This is a genomic window from Aestuariivivens sp. NBU2969, from assembly GCF_019931125.1.
GTDB lineage: Bacteria > Bacteroidota > Bacteroidia > Flavobacteriales > Flavobacteriaceae > Aestuariivivens > Aestuariivivens marinum.
Genome location: NZ_JAIOUU010000023.1, coordinates 21914 through 39200, shown reverse-complemented (window position 1 = coordinate 39200; position 17287 = coordinate 21914). Strand labels below are relative to the sequence as shown.

The following is a 17287-nucleotide window of genomic DNA, read 5'->3' as shown; positions in this document are numbered from 1 at the left end:
TGAAGAGTCCCATAATTCGTATTTTTTTATCACAAATCTAAAATACGGGATTCTCAGGCTACTTTAAAATTAAAACTTTTGGACGCTAGTGCCTTTACATCTAATGTAGAGGTTTAAAGTTTTGAGCATGTAACGTTTTATAATCCTCTAGTGTATCCAAATCAATATTCTTAAAATTAAGGTTTATATTTTTTACAAAAGTTTGGTTTTTCACAAGTATTGACTTTGCCCCAAAATCACCATCCAATTGCAATAATGCTCTAAAATAATATGAGTCAAATAGAACTGGAACGCCCTGTTTACGATTAGAGTATGATGTTGCAATGATTTGGTTTGTACCTGGTGAAAAATTTAAAATCAATTCATTAAGATGTTCTGAAGTCACTAATGGTTGATCTGCTAAAGTTATTAATACACCCTTAGGTTTTTCCTCTTGATTATTCAAATAATCTATGGCAGAAGCTATAGAACTCCCTAGTCCTAATTTCCATTGATTATTAAAAACAATAGTTACAGGTAAGTGACTTATTTCTTGAAATATAATATCATTATTTGCCCCCAAAACCACAATAACTTCCTCAACATTAGAACCTAATGCATTATTAATGGCATGAGTTATTAAATTATCATTTCCCCAAGAAAGTAATTGCTTTGGAGTACCCATTCTGGATGAAGCTCCAGCTGCTAAAATAACCAGAGTAATATTTGAAGCTTTATCTGACAAAACTAAAGCATCTTTTTAGTATGAATCTCTCCTCTTTTCTGGTTTAGTGGCATCGGTTCATGATTTCGAGTAAATGCTAAAATTTCTGAAATAATGGATATAGCAATCTCTTCCGGTGTTTCCGAACCTATATTTAATCCCGCTGGACCATGGATACGCTCTAAAAAGTCTCCTTCAGTTTCTGGGCAATACTCCATAAATTGATTTAATAAATCATCCCTACGTTTCGATGGACCTAAAAGGCCTATATAAGCTGGCATAGTGGCTTTAAGTGCTACGAGATATCGTAAATCAGTTGCAAAGTTGTGTGTCATGAGTATAATGGCCGTTTGAGAATCAATGGTATTCACATCCAAAGATTCTGCTGTTGTACTAGTAAAAGAATTTGCACCTGGGAAATTTTCTAAAGTTTTATATTCATTTACTCCTGCTATAATATCAACTTCCCAGCCAGTTAGTGTGGCATATTGACAAAGCTTAACTGCATCATGTTCTGCACCAATAATAACAATTTTAAAACGTGGAAGCATATTTTGTCTAAAAACAGAAAGTTTATTATTCTCGTATTCAATAGTTGGATTTGAAATAGAAAATAGTGTGTCGTTTATTTTAACATAAGAACCTAAACCTTTAGATACTCTTTCATTTTTTTCAAAAAAAGAAATGATTTGAAATGGTATTCTCTTCTTCAAACAGCTAAAAAAAGCATGACTAAATTCCTCTTGCGGATCGAACAACTCCAATAAAATGTATAGAACTCCTTCACAACCTAACCTGTAACGGCCATCATAAGTCATAATTTTAGACACACCTGTTTTAAAAACTGATTGCGATTGTAACAATACTTCTTTTTCCACACAGCCACCGCTAACAGCACCAACCATATCACCATTTTCCAAGACCAACATTCTAACACCCGGTCTACGATATGACGAACCATCTAAAGCCACTACAGAAGCTAAAACCGATGTAATACCATAGGTTTTAGCTAACAAAGCCCGTTCAACTATGTTTTTAAATTCGTGAGTCATAAACAGTCCTCTACCCAACAACTTTTTCTAATGCCATATTATTGGCAAAAGGTTGCTTATACACTCGCTGTCCAGTAGCTTGATATATGGCATTTGCCAAAGCACCCACAGCTGGTGGTAGACCAGGTTCCCCTAAACCAGTTGGATCAACATTACTATCCACAAAGAATACTTCAATATCTTCAGGTGCTTGTGAAAGCCTTATTAATTGATACCTATCGAAGTTTGTTTCATTAGGAGCTCCACTGTCAAAAGTTAGTTGACTATACATGGCGTGACCTATACCGTCAATAACGCCACCTTGAATCATATTGATTGCCGCATCTGGATTTATTACAATGCCACAATCGACAGCACACCATACTTTCTTAACTTTTGCCTTTCCATTTTCTAAAACTACATCTACTACTTCGGCAACGTAGGAATCATGACAAAAATAAGCGGCTACACCGCGATGAATACCAGCTATCGATTGTCCCCAATTAGATTTTTCTTTAACTAATTTTAATACACCTGCATAACGCTCAGCGTCATAGTCATTATTTTCACCTACAGGACTATTAATCGCACAATCAAATAATTCCAAACGAAAATCTATAGGGTCTTTTCCTGCCAATTCAGCAATCTCATCTAAAAAAGCCTGCTCTGCTCCAGCGGTAAAATGTGATCTAGGTGCACGCCAAGCACCTGTGGTGACATTAGTTACAACATCTATTTTCTCAGCTAGGTAATTATCTATAGTACCAGCAGGAAAACGATTTGGAAAAACAGGACCCTCAGGTAAACCAGCTCCTTTAGCACTAAAAGCAATCAAATTGTTATTTTCATCTAAACCTGCTTTATAAATCGATTGATAAGCGGGTTTATATGTACCTTGCGTCATATCATCCTCTCTAGTATAAATAAGTTTGATAGGTGTTCCTGCTTTTTTTGAGATGACCGCAGCTTCAACTCCAAAATGCGTATAAAGCCTTCTACCAAAGCCCCCTCCCATGCGGGTCATGTTTACGGAAATATTCTCAACAGGTAAATTTAATAATTTGGAGACCGCATCTTCGAGTGCCTTAGGTGTTTGTGTTGGACCGATTAATTCTGCATCATTCTCGGTAACATGAGCGAAAAAATTCATGGGTTCCAATGTATTGTGTGGTAAAAAAGGTGATGAATAGGTACGCTCAATCACTTTGGTAGCCTTATTAAAAGCAGTTTCAGGATCTCCATCTTTTCGGCTTTCATTAACTTCACCTGAAACCAGTGCATTTTCTAGATATTTTGCATGCAAATCTGAATTTTCAAATTCTGAAATTACTTCCCAATTAGCTTTTATCGCTTCTTTAGCTTTTATGAGTTGCCAAGTTGATTTACCTACTATAGCTATTAGCTGGAAAAAACTTTTTTCATCACACCAAGCTTTATCTTTAATTTCTGTGTCGATAACAAATGCATCTACGATTCCAGGCATTGATTTAATGTAATCTTCATTAAAGTCTTTTAGTTTCATTCCAAAGGCTGGAGGATGCTGTATCATAGCTAATTGCATACCTTCTCTTTTAAAATCTAAACCAAATAAAGGTTTCCCTTTTACTATTTTCTCTCCATCAACATTTTTCTTACTATTACCTATTAGTTTAAAATCATTACTGTCTTTGAGTTCTATTTCTTCTGGAATCTCAATACCCACTGCCTTAGAAGCTATTTCACCATAGCTAATTACACGTTCTCCATTTTTTTCTTTAATAACGCCTTTGTCAACTTTTAAATCAGAAATCACCAGCCCCCATTCTTTGGCAGCAGCTTCAAGTAGCATTCGTCTGCCTGTGGCTCCGGCCATTCTTAAAGCATTCCAACTTAATTTAATAGATAAACTTCCTCCTGCAAATTGAGGATTTTTAAACGCATCTTCATCTAAAGCACCTTGTTCAACAACAACATTATCCCAATCAACATCCAATTCTTCGGCCACAATCATAGGCATTGAAGTTCTTACATTCTGGCCAATTTCTGGATTGGGAGAATATATTGTTACCATACCTGTGTCTCCAATTTTTATATAACCGTTTATTTCAAACCATTCATTGGGAATGGCCACTTTATTCTTTATTTTTTTGTCCGAAGTACATCCAGTAAACCAGCTAAACCCTATGAGCATACCACCTCCTGCGGCTGCAGAAACCTTTAAAAATGAACGACGGTTATAATGTGTTCTTATCTTTGTCATAATGTACTAATTTAAAGTTTAGAAGCGGTTTTAATAGCCTGTTTTATTCTTACATAAGTACCACACCTACAAATATTACCACTCATAGCAGCATCAATCTCTTTATCAGAAGGATTTGGATTATTCTTCAATAAGGCGACAGCACTCATAATTTGTCCAGTTTGACAATAACCACATTGGTAAACGTCATGCTCTAACCACGCTTGTTGTACCGGGTGGTAACCTTCTTCTGAAAGCCCTTCAATGGTTGTGATGTCCATTCCTTCAGCTTGAGAAACCTGCAGCAAGCAACTACGAATGGCGTTACCGTTTACATGAATGGTACAAGAACCACACTGTCCAATGCCACAACCATATTTGGTTCCTAACAAATCCAAATAATCTCTCAAAACCCATAAAAGAGGGGTGTCACTATCTGCTTCGACAGTGTAAGTGTTGTTGTTTATTTTTAAAGTAAATACTGGCATAGTAAACAGAATTAATATTAGCACTTCAAGATACAAAAAAATATACCGCAATATGTTACGATATTGGTTTTAACATGGTTTTTATAAAATCTAATGTCCGTTTTTCGTTATAATATACATTAACCTTATCTATAAACCCGACATGCCCTCCATATTTAGGCATTTCTAAATATAAATTGATGTTGTTTTTAGCTTCTCGTACAGGATAGCATTCTGGAGATAAAAATGAGTCGTTTAAAGCATTAATAATAAGCGTTGGAATATTAATATTAGGAAGAAACTGTGAACTACTACATTTTTCATAATAATCCAAAGCTCCTTTAAATCCATGCGCTTTTGAAGTGTAGACCTCATCAAAATCCCTTAAAGTTTTTATGTTGAGTAAAGTCTTTAGCGATAATTCCTTTGGAAATCGTTTTTGTTTGTCTTTTAACCGCGCCAGTAAATCCCTTAAAAATCGATCGTGAAAAAGTTTATTCTTAAATTTATGGAGCATCTTACAGGAACCATATAAATCACATGGCGCAGAGATAGCTAGGGCTGCTTTTACTTCGGGAGGAACTACATTCCCTTCACCCAAATATTTTAATATTAAATTGGCGCCTAAGCTAATTCCTTTTAGGTAGATTTCAGCATATTGTTTCGTTTTTATGGCATGCAAAATAACTGCGATCAAATCTTCTGTTGAGCCAGAATGGTAACTGTAGTACTTTAAATTTTGTTCTCCACTACACCCTCGCAAATTGACACAAACTGCATCGATACCATTTTCATTAAGAAGTTTGGCTGGTCCAGTTACATAAGGACGCTGCCCATGACCCTCCAAACCATGTAATAAAATAATAAGCTTTTTGCTAGTTACTTTAGAATAACTCCAATCTAAATCCAGAAAATCTCCATCACTTAATATCATTCTTTCTCGCTCCTGTTTTAAGGAAACACGTCGAAATAGTCCTGAATATACAGTGGAAACAAAACCGTTTTTAAAATAAAATGGAGGTTTGTAGGTAGTTTCTAATACAGGCATAAATTAGTTTTCAGTTAGCAGTTTGCACTTGGTAGGATGAAAATTAAACGTAAAGTGAAGTGAATTTAAAATCCGTTCCATTAAACAACCCTTTGTCACTTAACTTTAACGATGGAATAACCAATAAGCCCATAAAGGACAAAGTCATATAGGGTGCTTTTAAATTGGACCCTAAACGTTTTGCCATCTTATCTAATTTAGCATATTTTCTTCCAACGGTTTCTCCATCTTTATCGCTCATAATCCCAGCAACCGGAAGCGGCATGATATGCTCTTGGGTATTTGATATAGCACAAATACCGCCCTTATTTTCAATGATTAAATTAACGGCTTTACAAATGGCTTCGTCTGAAACACCAACCGCAATGATATTATGGGAATCATGCGCCACCGAAGATGCTATTGCTCCTTCACGTAAACCAAAACCTTTAATAAAAGCCATGCTCGGATTCTTGTTGCTATATCGGTTAACTACTGTCATTTTTAAAACATCGCCTTCAATATTTGATATGAGATTACCGCTACTAAGTTTTGCTTCTCCAACCATTTCGTTAGTGACCAATTGACCATCCAAAGCCTCAATAACTCTTATTTTAGTTTCTGAAGATGCTACTTTAAAGTCTGCTACACCTTTTTTACTACAGTTGAAATTGTTTAGATTTTCAAACCTTACTTTTGGTATTAAAGAGTCACTATTAGTATACACTAATTGACCATCAATATAGGTATGTAAGGTTTTAAAGGTTATTAAATCCTCTACCACTATACAATTAGCTACATCTCCTTTTTTTAGTAAACCCAAATCCAAATTATAATGCTTTACAGGATTTACACATGCCACTTGCAATACTTTGAATACATCAAAACCTTTAGCTACAGCTCGTTTGCATAGCTGGTTGATGTGCCCAGCCATTAGATCGTCTGGATGTTTATCGTCACTACAAAACATCATATTTTTATAGTGTACAGGCAACAAATCGATTAATGCATCAAAGTTTTTGGCAGCACTTCCCTCCCTAATCAAAATCTTCATTCCTTTTTGGAGTTTTTCCAATGCCTCTTCATAAGTAAAACATTCATGGTCAGTTGAAATCCCTGCGTTGATGTATTTTGAAAGGCCTTCTCCTATAACACCTGGTACGTGACCATCTATTGGCTTACCATAATGCTTAGCCCAAGCAATCTTTTTTAAAACCTCATCATCATCAAACAAGACCCCTGGGAAGTTCATCATTTCTGCTAGGTATTTAATATTGGGGTTTTCTAAAAGTTTTTTTATAGCTTCAGCGTCAATAACCGCACCTGCTGATTCAAAAGTTGTTGCAGGAACACAAGATGGTGCTCCAAAATTAAATTTAAAAGGGACTTGCTTTCCATTTTCAACCATAAACTCAACGCCTTTTATACCCAAAACGTTGGCTATTTCATGTGGATCGGAAACCGTGGCCACTGTACCATGCCTTACAGCAATTCGGGAAAATTCACTAGGCACTAACATGGAGCTTTCTATATGAATGTGTGCATCAACAAAACCGGGTAAGATATAATGTGCTACATCATGATCTTTTTCTTCAATATTTTCAATCTTACCAGCTTTAATGTTGATTTCTCCTCTAAATATACGTCGGTTGGGTATATCGACAATATTGCCTTGTAGTTTCATACCTCTGTGTCCTTTGGACATTTCCCTAAATGAGAAATTATCTTAATGTTATTTTAAAAATTTTACTTGTATTCTTATTGACTCTAAATCGATTGTCGGCTCGTCTGCCAACCACCCACACTATAACCTCTCCTGAACATAACAGCCAAGTGTTTTCCTTATCCAAAAGTGATAGTTTTTCATCTTTAAAGTATTTGCTCAACTTCTTTTTCCCAGTCATACCTAGCGGATAAAAATAATCCCCTTCCTGCTTCCTTCTCAATATTAGTGGAAACTTCAGTTGTTCTGCATCAACATAAATCGTGTTTAAATCCTCTTTTAAAATTTCTTTAACAACATTAAACGACAACATTCCTATAGGAGTGTGAATCTCATTCTCATATTCTGGAATAGTAATACTCTTTTGTTGGTTTTGGACATTGATTTCCGTTAACAACAAATACTCACGATCTTTAATAAGCCTATGCGTATTGGAAAACAATTGTTTTCCTGGTTGTGCATCCAGCAAATTTAAAACATCATTCCATTCGGTAAAACCGTAATCCTTAAAGACTTGGTACAAATAAGCACCTGGAGCATTTTGTTTTTTAAATGCTGCTATACTAAACCAAATTTCGTTTTCTGTAATGCGTTCGACTGACTTAGTTAAAAAGTCATCTATACTATTAGAAACAATAATTGATACATCGGTTAAATTATTCAAAGTCGTTGAAAAACTTTGCAGTAAACTTGGGTTAATTTCCTTTAACACGGGAACCACCTGATGTCTTATTTTGTTTCGTAAATATTTAAGCGATTTGTTACTGCTATCGTTTTTCCATTTTAAAGCATTTCTAATGGCATAATTTTCTATATCAGTACTTGAAAACATCAACAAGGGCCTCACAAACTTGCCGTTAACTTTTGGGATGCCCATTAAACCTTCTATGCCTGTTCCACGAGTAAAATTAATTAAAAATGTCTCCAAATTGTCATCGGCATGATGAGCTGTTAAAATATAATCGAAATGCAGTTGTTCAGCTAGTTCACTAAACCAATGATAACGCAACTCCCTAGCTGCCATTTGTATGGAGCACTTGTGTGCATCAGCATAACCTTTGGTATCGAAATTTTCAACAAATACTTCTAAGTATAAATCTTCAGCCAAATCCAACACAAAAGTCTCATCAGAATCACTTTCATCTCCCCGTAAATTGAAGTTACAATGAGCTAATGCTATGTTTAACTTCAACTCATGGCACAAATGTGTCAATACTACACTATCCAAGCCACCCGAAATAGCAACTAGGAGTTTGCCTTCTCTTAAAAATGGCAAATGAGAATCTATATGATTTTTAAAAAGCTCGAACATGTGTTCAAATATACAATATTGCCAATTTATAATTCATTATTAATATTCTTAGTTTAAATGACAAATGTCATATGACAACTCAAGCTATTTTGTAACTTTAGATTATATTTTTAATACCTTTTGTTATGTGCTCAATAAAAAAATTAACCGATAAAAACTTTCAAAAAACTTTTAATAGGAAAGTAGTTGCAATAACGCAGCATTTAAGAGCCTATGTAAATCACAGGATATACATTGCCGAATCAACCGGCATTATTCCCAAGAACATGTATAATTCAACTGATTTAATTGATGAGGCCATAGTAAAATTTTATGAGCAAGGTTATGACATTGACTCAGAACCGTTAGCAATTAAACTGAAGCTTTTTAAGATTGTAGATACCGATTTAGATACGCTTTTCAAAAAAGAAGCATTTCACAAAAGCACATTTAGCACGGACGCCATTTTACATGAAGAATTGGATGGATTGGAAGAACAATATACTGTAGACGAAGATTTTGATTTTATAATGAATGAAGACTTAAACGATATTTCTTATAAACAACAACAAAAGCACAAACACATTTTTGTTTATGATGACAATGACACATCCATTGCAAATGCCTTTGAAATTGAAAATATTGAGCACTTACATCAAAAAAATATGCTAGGGAAATTTTATGCTTCTTCTCCTATTTCTATATCTGATATTGTAGACCTGTTTGTATTTGGTAAATTAGATTATGAAGATATTGCTAAAATAAAGAATATAGGCCCTAAACGTGTAGAATACATTTTAACTTTAGCTATAGAGTCAATAAAAAGTAAATTAGACTAAGAGATTATTCAAGAATTTAATTTTCCAGAACCGTACGCATGGCTTTGGCCTTAACCAAGCATTCCTCGTATTCCTTTAAGGGCATACTCTTTGCTGTAATGGCGCCACCAACAGAATAAGATACATATTTTTTGGAGGCATTATATAAAATACTTCTTATAACGACACTAAAATCAAAGTCACCTTTTGGCGTTAAATAACCTATAGCACCGGAATATACACCTCGTTTGGTTTCCTCTAAGGCCTCAATAATTTGCATAGCAGAAATTTTAGGCGCTCCTGTCATGCTGCCCATAGGAAAGGTGCTTTTAATAATATCAACAGGGGATGTATTAGGGTCAACTTTTGCAGTAATAGTTGATATCATTTGGTGTACTTGGTTAAAGGTGTAAACTTTACAGAGCTCTTCAACTTTAACACTGCCTTTTATGGCCGTTTTGGATAAATCGTTACGCACCAAATCCACAATCATAATATTTTCACTTCGTTCTTTAGTATCGTTTGCCAATGCTGTTTTAAATAAAGCGTCCTCATGGGAATTACTAGATCGTTTTGATGTTCCCTTGATGGGTTGTGAAATAACTTGAAGCCCTCTTTTTAGCATATAACGTTCTGGTGAAGCACTCAGCACATATTTATCACTTATCTTTACAAAAGAAGCAAATGGCGGTTTAGAAATACTATTTAGTCGCTCGTAAGTTTCCAAGGGGTGTATTGCAGTATTTTCAGCATAAAACTCTTGACAAAAATTAGCTTCATAAATATCGCCTCTATGGATGTGCGCTAATATTTCATTGACTTTTTCAAAATACTCATCCCTATGAATGCGAAGCTTAATTTTGATATCATTCTTTTTATGTTTTGTTGTTGTGTTAATTTGTTTAATCTCATTTAAGTCTTGGACGATATCAGCTTCAATATATTTTAAATATTGAAGTTCAACAGTATTTCCTTTAATTAAAAATAATTTTTTAGGCTGAAAAAAATACAGATCAGGGAAATGCAAACCGTCAAAATTAGAAGAAGATAGATCTTCCATGGAATTCTTTAAATCGTAAGTAAGATAACCAAAAATCCAATCACTAGTATGGGTTTTATAGACTTTTAACTTTTCAAATGCTTCAAGGTAATCGGTTTTTATACATGTAAATGCATCTACTGCCAAAACAGCATCGAAGTTGGCATATTCTTGAGCATAGCTATTGGAATCCAACCAAACAATATCATCAAATTGCTGTGCCCATTTCAATAACTGATTTTTGAACATTTCAAGATGTCCTATATTATAAGTTTGTGATGTTCTCAACAAATAGAAAAATTAAATGGTAAAGTTAAACAGATTCCTTAAAAAGTAAGAGTTTTGTATGTACTTTAAATCAAATTGGAATGCATACACTTATAAATGGTAAATTAGAAATCGCCATCAACCAAATTGGTGCCGAACTTTGTAAGATCACATCGGTAAAATATAAAAACGAATATATGTGGAACGGTAATCCCAATATTTGGGCGGGTTATTCACCTGTTTTATTTCCAATAATTGGAGCATTAAAGAATGGCTCATATAATGTTGAAGGAAATAATTACAAACTTTCAAAGCATGGTTTTGTAAGGCACAATAACAAAATAGAACTAAACAATAAAACCAGCAACAGTCTAGTTTTTAAATTGGTTTATAACGAGGAGTTATTAAAAACATATCCCTTTAAATTTGAATTTTATATTAGTTACCTGCTCATTAACAATAGGATTAAAGTAACCCACACCATAAAAAATGTAGACAATAAACCTATGTACTTTTCAGTGGGCGGACACCCTGCATTTAAATGTCCTGTTTTTAAGGATGAATCTTATGAGGACTATTCTCTAATGTTTGAACACAAGGAAACTCTCAAAACATATTTAATTAACTTGAAAAACGGACTGATGACTAATATAACCAAAACTGTACTTAACCATTCGAACCGAATAGCGTTAACACACGACCTGTTTAGCAAAGATGCTTTGGTATTTAAGAATTTAAAGTCCAAAAGGGTTACCTTAAAAAGTAAACATCATGGTAACATCCTAACAGTAAGCTTTCATGATTTTCCCTATTTGGGCATTTGGGCAAAACCAGAAGGCGATTATGTTTGTATTGAACCTTGGTTGGGTATAGCAGATAGCGAAACTACCAATCAGGATTTTAAGACCAAAGAAGGCATCATATCCTTAGCTCCCAATACATCATTTGAGGCCAGTTATACTATAGAAATTAGCGATTCGCTTTTGGTCTAATAAATTAATAGTAGCTTTGTTGCTTAAATTACTGTTGTGACTTTTTCAGATTTAAACTTAAGAACACCTCTTTTAAATGCCCTTGACGATTTAGGGTTTACAACACCTACACCAATACAGGAACAGGCATTTAATGTGGTTTCATCTGGCAGGGATATGGTGGGTATAGCTCAAACAGGTACAGGAAAAACCTTTGCCTATATGCTTCCTATCCTAAAAAACTTATCCTTTTCTGTACAGGACAATCCCAGGGTACTTATTTTAGTGCCTACTCGTGAATTGGTGATACAAGTTGTTGAAGAAATTGAAAAACTTTCAAAATATATTAACAACCGTGTGTTGGGAGTGTATGGAGGCACTAACATTAACACTCAAAAACAAGCTATTTCAGAAGGTTTGGATATTTTAGTGGCCACACCTGGACGTTTGTACGATTTAGCATTAAGCAGGGTACTTCAGCTAAAGTCCATTCAAAAACTTGTGATTGATGAAGTTGATGTTATGCTAGATCTTGGGTTTAGGCACCAACTCACCAATATTTTTGATATTCTTCCCGAACGCAGACAAAATATCATGTTTTCAGCCACCATGACACAGGATGTTGATGACTTGTTAAACGATTTCTTTAAAGCCCCTAAACGTATTTCCATTGCAGTTTCTGGTACACCTTTGGAAAATATTGAGCAAATAGGCTATAAGGTACTTAATTTTAACACCAAGTTTAATCTATTAACCCATTTATTACATGACTCTAAAATCTTCAATAAGGTGTTGGTTTTTGTAGCCCACAAGCGCATAGCAGATCGTTTGTTTGAAAGGTTAGAAGAAACATTCCATAACGAACTCTGTGTGATCCATTCCAATAAAACCCAAAATTATAGATTGAGGAGCATTGAAAATTTTAAAGATGACAAACACCGGATTCTAGTATCAACTGATGTGATGGCTCGTGGATTGGATATTGACAATGTATCTCACGTTATCAATTTTGACACACCAGAATATCCTGAAAACTACATGCATCGCATAGGTAGAACAGGACGTGCCGAACGTAAAGGTACCGCCATTGTCTTCTCAACTGAAAAAGAACAAGATGCATTAAATCGTATTGAAAGCCTTATGCAAAAGAAAATTTCAGTATCAAATATTCCTGCATTGGTAAAAATTTCAAGCGAATTAACTGAAGAAGAACGTCCTCAAATAAAAGAACACTACAATCCATTGAAGCAAGGCGTTGAAGATGCTCCAGGGCCAGCATTCCATGAAAAGAAAGAAAATAACAAAAAGGTTAACCTAGGAGGATCATACCGAAAGGAAATAGCCAAAAAGTATAAAAAACCAAAAACAAGAGGTGATAAAAACTTCAATAGAAGAAAGAAAAGAAAGTAGATTGCTATATTAATAGTAGAGGTAAAATGCTGTTTTTTTAAATAGCAATAGATTCATGGTTTTTAGAGATAGTTGATTCTTACAAAATAATTATTTAATCAATAAACACAATATCTTTACCAATTGCTTCCTTGTTGACTTGATTAGAAAGAACTACATTTGCTTTCAAATAATTTTTACTAAAGAATGAAGAATTTAGCATTAACAGCCACACACGAAGCTTTAGGGGCAAAAATGGTGCCTTTTGCAGGATTTATTATGCCTGTGCAATACCAAGGCGTAAATATAGAACACGAAACCGTACGTAAAGCAGTCGGTGTTTTTGATGTTTCACACATGGGTGAATTTTTAATTGAAGGCGAACAAGCTTTAGAGCTTATCCAAAAAGTATCAAGTAACGACGCATCAAAGCTTACCATTGGAAAAGCACAATACAGTTGTTTGCCCAATGAAACCGGTGGTATTGTGGACGACTTAATTATTTACAGGATTAAAGAACATACATATTTATTGGTTGTTAATGCAAGTAACATTGAAAAGGACTGGAACTGGATCCAATCAAAAAATGATATTGGTGCTAAAATGCGTGATTTAAGTAACGATTATTCCCTGCTTGCCATTCAAGGTCCAAAGGCTATTGAAGCAATGCAAAGCTTAACTAATGAGGATTTATCTTCCATAAAGTTCTATAATTTTGTTGTAGGTAATTTTGCAGGAATAGAACACGTTATTATTTCAGCCACAGGATATACCGGAAGTGGTGGCTTTGAAATCTATTGCAAGAATAGTGAAGTAAAACAAATTTGGGAAAAAGTTTTTGAAGCTGGAGCCGATTTTAACATAAAGCCTATTGGTTTGGCTGCTAGGGATACCCTACGTTTGGAAATGGGGTATTGCCTTTACGGAAATGACATTGACGATACCACCTCGCCTATTGAGGCGGGATTGGGTTGGATTACAAAATTCACTAAAGATTTCACAAATTCTCAAGCATTAAAAGTCGAAAAGGAACAGGGTCCAAAACGTAATCTCATTGCATTTGAATTGGATGAACGCGGTATTCCTCGTCAAGGCTATGATATTGTTGACGATAATGGCAACGTAATTGGTAATGTAACCTCTGGAACGATGTCGCCATCATTGGGTAAGGGTATCGGCTTAGGTTATGTGCCAACGGCATGCTCTGCAGTAGGTTCTAAAATAAATATACAAATACGCAAAAATGCTGTTTCTGCAACGGTTGTAAAGCTTCCGTTTTATAAAGATTTTTAATGTGTAAGGTTAGAGGTTTAAAGTACAACATGGATTTTAAACAAATACCTTATAGATTTAGATTAACGATTAAAATTGATGAAGCGGAAGGCAGAGGAAAGTAAACAAAGAATTTTAATTTTAGGAGCCAGTGGTTTTTTAGGCAATGCCATTTATAAAGAACTCTGCTCCTATTTTAAAACATTTGGGACCTACTGTACTTCCAATAAAACTTACGAGAAAAATCATCATTTTTTTCAGTACGATTTTGAATTGGATGATATATATGAAATCCTAGATATTGTAAAACCATCCATAATTATTTCTGCATTAAGAGGGAATTTTTCCAAACAGGTTTTACTCCATCAATATTTAGGAGAATATATATCTAATAAAAAAGTAAAACTCATATTTTTATCGTCTGCCAATGTGTTTGACGCCTATAGCAAATATCCGAGTTATGAAAATGACAAAACCTATAGCAACAGCATTTATGGACATTTTAAGATTAAAATTGAGAATATGCTCTTCCGTTTGCCTAAAACCCAAACAGCTATTATAAGGTTACCCATGGTATTTGGAAACCAATCCCCCAGACTAATGGAGATCCTGCAGCTTATAAAAGATAAAGAACCCGTTGAAGTATTTCCAAATCTAATCATGAATGTAACTTCAGATGACAAATTTACTCAGCAAATTCATTATATAATCAATCGAAACAAGTCTGGTGTTTTTCATTTGGGTAGTACTGATTTGGTACACCATGATGAATTTATAAACGAAATTATTACTGCCTTACAATTAAACAGCAAGGTGATTTATAAACGGGTTTATACCACTAACGATGATAGGTACTTAGCCGTTTTGCCTAAGTTCAATAAACTTCCAAAACATTTACAACTCTATAGCCAAGATGTTTTAAAAACGTTGCATTTAGTTTAAAAATTGGTTACATTGGCTTAAACTGCTATTTTTTAATATAACAAAATGGATAAACTTTCAGAACAGGATATCGAAAAAAGATTACTACGCTTTCCAGATTGGGATTACTATGATAATGCCATTCATGCCGAATTTGAATTTGAAAACTTTAAAGACTGCTTTAGTGCTATGAGCCGTATTGCTTTTGAATGCGAAGCCTTAAACCATCACCCTAATTGGAGTAACGTATATAATGTACTTACCATATCACTATCTACCCATGATGCCCATGGTGTTACAGATAAGGATTTTAAGCTGGCCGAAGCTATTGAAATGATTGTTGAACCCGAAGAGTAATTTATTTTTTCCTTAAATAAATCATTATTATTTTCGCTTCATAAAAAAACAAATATATAGCACATTATGGGAAGAGCTTTTGAATTTAGAAAAGCAAGGAAAATGAAACGCTGGTCAGCCATGAGCAAGGCTTTCACGCGTATAGGTAAAGATATTGTAATGGCCGTTAAGGAAGGTGGACCAGATCCGGATAGTAATTCCAGATTACGGGCAGTCATTCAAAATGCCAAGTCGGTTAACATGCCCAAAGATAATATTGAACGTGCTATAAAGCGTGCTTCAGATAAAAGTCAAGGTGACTATAAAGAAGTTCTTTTTGAAGGCTATGCCCCTCATGGTATTGCCGTTTTGGTTGAAACCGCTACCGACAACAATACAAGAACTGTTGCCAATGTACGGAGTTATTTTAATAAGTGTGACGGTAGTTTAGGTACTTCAGGCTCTGTTGTATTCATGTTTGATCATACCTGCAATTTTCGGGTCAATGCTGAAGGCTTAGATCCTGAAGAATTGGAATTAGAATTTATAGATTATGGTGCTGAAGAAGTTTTTGTGGATGATGATGGTATATTAATTTATGCTCCATTTGAAAGTTTTGGTGCTATTCAAGCAGAGTTAGAAAACAGAGGTATTGAAATACTATCTTCTGGATTTGAAAGAATTCCTCAAGTCACAAAACCTTTGAGTCCTGAGCAAGCTGCCGATGTAGAAAAACTATTGGAAAAACTGGAAGAGGATGATGATGTTCAAAATGTTTATCATACAATGGAGGAAAGTCAGGAAGACTAATGTCTAATTAGATGTCTAAAATAATTAATTGGGGTATTATTGGTTGTGGTAATGTTACCGAGGTTAAAAGTGGTCCCGCCTATAAAAAAACAAAAGGCTTTAACCTAAAAGCCGTAATGAGGCGTGATCCAATAAAAGTAATGGATTATGCACAAAGGCATAGTGTTGAAAAATACTATACAAATGCTGATACTTTAATAAATGACCCAGATATAGATGCGGTTTATATTGCAACCCCACCTGATACCCATAAGTATTATGCCATGAAGGTAGCCAAAGCAGGTAAACCTTGTTGTATAGAAAAGCCTATCACCCCAACTTATCAAGAAGCTTTAGATATTAATGATGCTTTTAGTAATAAGAATATTCCACTTTTTGTAGCATATTACAGACGTTCATTACCCAGATTCAATAAGGTAAAACAATGGATAGATAATAATTATATTGGTGATATAAGACATATTAGTTATAATCTTATTAGACCTGCAAACAAAGCAGATCTTTCTAAAATTTATAATTGGAGAACTGATTCCAAAATTGCTCCTGGTGGCTATTTTGATGATATAGCATCACATGCCATCGATTTATTTATTTTTCTTTTAGGTAATATAAAAACCGTTAGCGGGATTAGCACTAACCAGCAAGGCCTCTATAGTGCCAAAGATGCAATAACAAGCTACTGGATGCATGAAAATTATATTACTGGATCTGGAACTTGGAATTTTGGAAGTTATTGTTATACAGATAAAGCTATTATTTACGGCAATAAAGGAACCATATCCTTTTCCGTTTTTCAAGAAAGAAATATTGAACTCCTTTCTGAAACAAAAAAGGAATCTTGCTTCATTGAAAACCCAAAACATATACAAATGTATCATGTTGAAAACATGAGAAACTATTTGATGGGAAATGCTAAATCACACCCTTCTACTGGACAAACAGCCCTTCATACCAGTTGGGTTATGAGTGAAATTTTAAAATGATGTGTTAACACCAAAACATTA

General features: G+C 34.5%; 16 protein-coding genes. 8 read left to right on the top strand and 8 right to left on the bottom strand.

Features of this window, described 5'->3' with window-relative positions; genetic code table 11:
* Positions 1–100: 100 nt before the first annotated feature.
* The 7 genes from K7G79_RS12975 to tilS are packed head-to-tail and all read right to left on the bottom strand — an operon-like array spanning position 101 to position 8481.
* Positions 101–724: an NTP transferase domain-containing protein gene (locus tag K7G79_RS12975; protein ID WP_223552024.1), complete on the bottom strand. Its 624-nt coding sequence runs from the start codon at positions 722–724 to the stop codon at positions 101–103.
* A gap of 2 nt (positions 725–726) precedes the next feature.
* Positions 727–1755, bottom strand: coding sequence for an XdhC family protein (locus K7G79_RS12970; RefSeq protein WP_223552023.1), 1029 nt, complete (start codon positions 1753–1755; stop codon positions 727–729).
* A 10-nt stretch (positions 1756–1765) separates the two neighbouring features.
* Positions 1766–3973: a molybdopterin cofactor-binding domain-containing protein gene (locus K7G79_RS12965; RefSeq protein WP_223552022.1), complete on the bottom strand. Its 2208-nt coding sequence runs from the start codon at positions 3971–3973 to the stop codon at positions 1766–1768.
* Positions 3974–3984: 11 nt separating this feature from the next.
* Positions 3985–4440 (bottom strand): (2Fe-2S)-binding protein, encoded by a 456-nt coding sequence (locus tag K7G79_RS12960; protein ID WP_223552021.1) that lies wholly within the window; start codon positions 4438–4440, stop codon positions 3985–3987.
* Positions 4441–4495: 55 nt separating this feature from the next.
* On the bottom strand, positions 4496–5467 hold the full coding sequence (locus K7G79_RS12955) for a YheT family hydrolase (RefSeq protein ID WP_223552020.1): 972 nt from the start codon (positions 5465–5467) through the stop codon (positions 4496–4498).
* 43 nt (positions 5468–5510) lie between these two features.
* Complete coding sequence (ade, locus tag K7G79_RS12950; protein ID WP_223552026.1) at positions 5511–7130, bottom strand: adenine deaminase; 1620 nt, start codon at positions 7128–7130, stop codon at positions 5511–5513.
* Positions 7131–7167: 37 nt separating this feature from the next.
* Entirely contained in the window at positions 7168–8481 is a 1314-nt protein-coding gene (gene tilS / locus K7G79_RS12945; protein WP_223552019.1) for a tRNA lysidine(34) synthetase TilS, read from the bottom strand.
* Between the two features lie 125 nt (positions 8482–8606).
* On the opposite strand from tilS, the gene K7G79_RS12940 reads away from it, so the two are divergent.
* A complete protein-coding gene (locus K7G79_RS12940) occupies positions 8607–9299 on the top strand; it encodes a hypothetical protein (RefSeq protein ID WP_223552018.1) in 693 nt (230 codons plus the stop codon).
* Positions 9300–9315: 16 nt separating this feature from the next.
* On the opposite strand, the gene pabB is transcribed toward K7G79_RS12940, so the two are convergent.
* Positions 9316–10605: an aminodeoxychorismate synthase component I gene (gene pabB / locus K7G79_RS12935; RefSeq protein WP_223552017.1), complete on the bottom strand. Its 1290-nt coding sequence runs from the start codon at positions 10603–10605 to the stop codon at positions 9316–9318.
* A gap of 80 nt (positions 10606–10685) precedes the next feature.
* Here pabB and K7G79_RS12930 point away from each other — a divergent pair, with 80 nt between their 5' ends.
* The 7 genes from K7G79_RS12930 to K7G79_RS12900 all read left to right on the top strand — a co-directional run bounded on the left by K7G79_RS12930 (position 10686) and on the right by K7G79_RS12900 (position 17266).
* Positions 10686–11576: an aldose 1-epimerase family protein gene (locus K7G79_RS12930; protein WP_223552016.1), complete on the top strand. Its 891-nt coding sequence runs from the start codon at positions 10686–10688 to the stop codon at positions 11574–11576.
* Positions 11577–11612: 36 nt separating this feature from the next.
* Positions 11613–12965 (top strand): DEAD/DEAH box helicase, encoded by a 1353-nt coding sequence (locus tag K7G79_RS12925; RefSeq protein ID WP_223552015.1) that lies wholly within the window; start codon positions 11613–11615, stop codon positions 12963–12965.
* 186 nt (positions 12966–13151) lie between these two features.
* Positions 13152–14237: a glycine cleavage system aminomethyltransferase GcvT gene (gcvT, locus tag K7G79_RS12920; protein ID WP_223552014.1), complete on the top strand. Its 1086-nt coding sequence runs from the start codon at positions 13152–13154 to the stop codon at positions 14235–14237.
* Between the two features lie 78 nt (positions 14238–14315).
* Positions 14316–15158, top strand: coding sequence for a sugar nucleotide-binding protein (locus K7G79_RS12915; protein ID WP_223552013.1), 843 nt, complete (start codon positions 14316–14318; stop codon positions 15156–15158).
* A 45-nt stretch (positions 15159–15203) separates the two neighbouring features.
* Entirely contained in the window at positions 15204–15494 is a 291-nt protein-coding gene (locus tag K7G79_RS12910) for a 4a-hydroxytetrahydrobiopterin dehydratase (RefSeq protein WP_223552012.1), read from the top strand.
* A gap of 66 nt (positions 15495–15560) precedes the next feature.
* A complete protein-coding gene (locus K7G79_RS12905) occupies positions 15561–16283 on the top strand; it encodes a YebC/PmpR family DNA-binding transcriptional regulator (RefSeq protein WP_223552011.1) in 723 nt (240 codons plus the stop codon).
* A gap of 11 nt (positions 16284–16294) precedes the next feature.
* On the top strand, positions 16295–17266 hold the full coding sequence (locus tag K7G79_RS12900) for a Gfo/Idh/MocA family protein (RefSeq protein ID WP_223552010.1): 972 nt from the start codon (positions 16295–16297) through the stop codon (positions 17264–17266).
* Positions 17267–17287: the final 21 nt, after the last annotated feature.

What these genes read in the sequence shown, in the direction of transcription:
- K7G79_RS12930 (WP_223552016.1), top strand. Translation starts at nt 10,686, where the DNA reads ATGCATACACTTATAAATGGTAAATTAGAAATCGCCATCAACCAAATT.
- tilS (WP_223552019.1), bottom strand. Translation starts at nt 8,481, where the DNA reads ATGTTCGAGCTTTTTAAAAATCATATAGATTCTCATTTGCCATTTTTA.
- K7G79_RS12960 (WP_223552021.1), bottom strand. Translation starts at nt 4,440, where the DNA reads ATGCCAGTATTTACTTTAAAAATAAACAACAACACTTACACTGTCGAA.
- K7G79_RS12970 (WP_223552023.1), bottom strand. Translation starts at nt 1,755, where the DNA reads ATGACTCACGAATTTAAAAACATAGTTGAACGGGCTTTGTTAGCTAAA.
- ade (WP_223552026.1), bottom strand. Translation starts at nt 7,130, where the DNA reads ATGAAACTACAAGGCAATATTGTCGATATACCCAACCGACGTATATTT.
- K7G79_RS12910 (WP_223552012.1), top strand. Translation starts at nt 15,204, where the DNA reads ATGGATAAACTTTCAGAACAGGATATCGAAAAAAGATTACTACGCTTT.
- gcvT (WP_223552014.1), top strand. Translation starts at nt 13,152, where the DNA reads ATGAAGAATTTAGCATTAACAGCCACACACGAAGCTTTAGGGGCAAAA.
- K7G79_RS12915 (WP_223552013.1), top strand. Translation starts at nt 14,316, where the DNA reads ATGAAGCGGAAGGCAGAGGAAAGTAAACAAAGAATTTTAATTTTAGGA.
- K7G79_RS12940 (WP_223552018.1), top strand. Translation starts at nt 8,607, where the DNA reads ATGTGCTCAATAAAAAAATTAACCGATAAAAACTTTCAAAAAACTTTT.
- K7G79_RS12965 (WP_223552022.1), bottom strand. Translation starts at nt 3,973, where the DNA reads ATGACAAAGATAAGAACACATTATAACCGTCGTTCATTTTTAAAGGTT.
- K7G79_RS12905 (WP_223552011.1), top strand. Translation starts at nt 15,561, where the DNA reads ATGGGAAGAGCTTTTGAATTTAGAAAAGCAAGGAAAATGAAACGCTGG.
- K7G79_RS12900 (WP_223552010.1), top strand. Translation starts at nt 16,295, where the DNA reads ATGTCTAAAATAATTAATTGGGGTATTATTGGTTGTGGTAATGTTACC.
- K7G79_RS12955 (WP_223552020.1), bottom strand. Translation starts at nt 5,467, where the DNA reads ATGCCTGTATTAGAAACTACCTACAAACCTCCATTTTATTTTAAAAAC.